The sequence below is a fragment of the Mycobacterium sp. genome (genome assembly GCF_019243155.1).
In the GTDB taxonomy this organism is placed as follows: Bacteria; Actinomycetota; Actinomycetes; order Mycobacteriales; family Mycobacteriaceae; genus Mycobacterium.
This window is the reverse complement of the sequence record NZ_JAFAUS010000487.1, coordinates 1-2343: the sequence shown is the minus strand read 5'-3', so window position 1 is coordinate 2343 and position 2343 is coordinate 1. Positions and strand designations below refer to the sequence as shown.

At 66.1% G+C, this 2343-nt stretch carries 4 protein-coding genes and 1 pseudogene; 4 read left to right on the top strand and 1 reads right to left on the bottom strand.

The annotated features are described in order from the left end of the window. Nucleotides 1-350 (bottom strand): annotated as a pseudogene (locus JOZ00_RS24465) (haloacid dehalogenase type II); the annotation flags it as partial. 27 nt (nucleotides 351-377) lie between these two features. Between JOZ00_RS24465 and JOZ00_RS24460 the strand changes: the two are divergent. The 4 genes from JOZ00_RS24460 to JOZ00_RS24445 all read left to right on the top strand — a co-directional run. Continuing rightward, the gene (locus JOZ00_RS24460; protein ID WP_293349312.1) at nucleotides 378-767 is read left to right on the top strand and encodes a DUF202 domain-containing protein; all 390 of its coding nucleotides are present in this window, start codon (nucleotides 378-380) and stop codon (nucleotides 765-767) included. Then, complete coding sequence (locus JOZ00_RS24455; protein WP_293349310.1) at nucleotides 764-1084, top strand: DUF202 domain-containing protein; 321 nt, start codon at nucleotides 764-766, stop codon at nucleotides 1082-1084. The genes JOZ00_RS24460 and JOZ00_RS24455 overlap by 4 nt, the downstream gene beginning before the upstream one ends. Nucleotides 1085-1222: 138 nt before the next feature. After that, on the top strand, nucleotides 1223-1786 hold the full coding sequence (locus JOZ00_RS24450; RefSeq protein WP_293349308.1) for a sigma-70 family RNA polymerase sigma factor: 564 nt from the start codon (nucleotides 1223-1225) through the stop codon (nucleotides 1784-1786). Beyond that, on the top strand, nucleotides 1783-2343 hold a 561-nt coding region (locus tag JOZ00_RS24445; protein WP_293349306.1), incomplete at its 3' end, for an anti-sigma factor. The genes JOZ00_RS24450 and JOZ00_RS24445, both read left to right, overlap by 4 nt.

The following is a 2343-nucleotide window of genomic DNA, read 5'->3' as shown; positions in this document are numbered from 1 at the left end:
TTCATCCGCGTCAGCCCCGCCACCACATCGGGCCACGGCCTCAGCCGTCGCCAGGCCAGGGTGAGCTCGTCGCGTTCCGCGGCGGTGAACTCCCAACCGAACTCGCCCAGCACGTCGTCGAGCGAGTCCCGGTACACCGAGTGCACGGAAACCCACTCGCCGTTGCGGCTCTGCGCACTTTTCAACGCGGTGAAGTAGGCCGCGCGCCACCGCCGCACCACGTCCGGCCAATCGGCACTGGGATGGCGGCCGGCGCTGATCCGCTGCAACTGGTCGCAGACCGTCGAATGGAAATCCGTCGCCGTCCCTTGCACGTCGAACAACAGCGCCTTAACCACAGGCCTCATCATGCAACCATCGGCGGCCAAGAATCTACGATGTGCGACGTGACCGAGAACACGGCCGCCAACGGGGGCGGCTCCGACGGCACCGAAGAGCCCGACTATCGATTGATCTTCGCCAACGAGCGGACCTTCCTGGCCTGGCAACGCACCGCGCTGGGACTGCTCGCGGCGGCGGTCGCCCTCGTGCAACTGGTCCCTGAGTTGACGATTCCCGGCGCACGCCGATCACTCGCCGTAGGGCTCGCGGTTCTGGCTATCCTCACCAGCGGCATGGGGCTGTTGCGCTGGCGGCAAGCGGATCACGCGATGCGCCACAGCGAGCCGCTCCCCCGCCAGCCGTCACCGGTCTACCTGGCCTTCGGTCTCAGCCTGGTGGGCGTCATCGCGCTCGGGTTGGTGATCGCCAAGGCGGTGATGGGTTGACCACCAACCCGCCCGATCGCGGCAGTCAGGCCGAGCGCACCGCGCTGGCCTGGACGCGCACGTCGTTCGCATTCCTTGTCAATGGCGCCTTGCTGATGATCCGCAACCTGCACGGCTCGGTCGGGCCGAAGGGTCTGATCCCCGCCGTTTTGGCAGCCGCTGTGGCCCTCGGGACCTATTTCATCGCCGTTCGACGTCAACGGACGCTAGAGCGGGGCCCGATTCCGGAGCGGGTCACGCCTCGCCGCCAGGTGTACGTCATCGGGACGGCGGTGCTGGTCCTCATCGCGGTGACCACCGTCGCCCAGCTGGTTTAGAGACAGCGGAACCCCCGGACCGTCCACCCGACCTCCCGGCTACGAATAACGGGAGTGGACCAATCGCGGGTGCTCAGATCCCACCTATGTAGAACAACTGCGATGCAACTGCAGTCACCGGCGTTAGGCTACCGATCGATGACGGGACCGACGATGCCCAGCAACGATCTGGCCGCTCTGCTGCACAAGGTCGCGCGCGGCGACGGCACCGCGTTCGCTGCCGTCTATGACCTCACCAAGAGCCGGGTTTACGGAATGGTCGTGCGGGTGCTGCGCGATTCCGGCTACAGCGAAGAGACCACTCAAGAGGTCTATTACGAGGTATGGCGGACGGCGCCCGACTACGACTCAGACAAGGGTTCCGCGTTGTCCTGGCTGCTGACCATCGCGCACCGCCGCGCCGTCGATCGAGTGCGGTCCGAAGAAGCGTGCGGCAGGCGGGAGTCTCGCTACGCCGCGGCCAACGCCGAGGCGGCCACCGATGACGTGGCCGAATCGGCGATTGCGGGCGATGAACGTCGCCGAGTGGCCGAATGCTTGGGGGCCCTGACCGACATACAACGGCAGTGCATCCAGTTGGCTTACTACGACGGCCTGACGTACAACGAAGTATCGCAGCGATTGGCGGCCAATCTATCGACAATCAAGACGCGCATGCGCGACGGGCTGCGCGCCCTGCGTAACTGCTTGGAAGTGTCATGACCGAACCTAACGATTTCGAATTGCTGGAACTGGCAACGCCATACGCGTTGGACGCCGTATCGGACGAGCAGCGATCCGACATCGAGCGGTGGCTGGCGGCCGCGCCGCGGCCGGTCGCGGCGGCTTTTGACGACGAGGTCCGCGCGGTCCGCGAGACGATGGCGGTCCTCTCGTCGACGACTGCTGTCGAACCGCCGGCTCGACTGCGGGCCGCCACACTGACCGTCATCGAATCTGGCGGCCGACGCAAGATATCCTGGCGCGCAGCCGCTTTGACGTCCGCGGCCGCCGCGGTCGTGGTCGGTGCGGCGGCGTTCGGTGTCGGCGTGGTGATGCGTCCGCACCAGGCGTCGACCGTTGCCGAACAGGTCTTGGCTGCCCCGGACGTGCGCACAGTATCTCGCCCGCTCGGCAATGGGACTGCCACGGTGGTCTTTTCACACGACCGCAACGCTGGTGTGCTGGTGATGAACAATGTCGCACCTCCTTCCGCGGGAACCGTCTACCAAATGTGGTTGCTGGGCGCCAACGGCCCAACGTCAGCAGGGACGATGAGC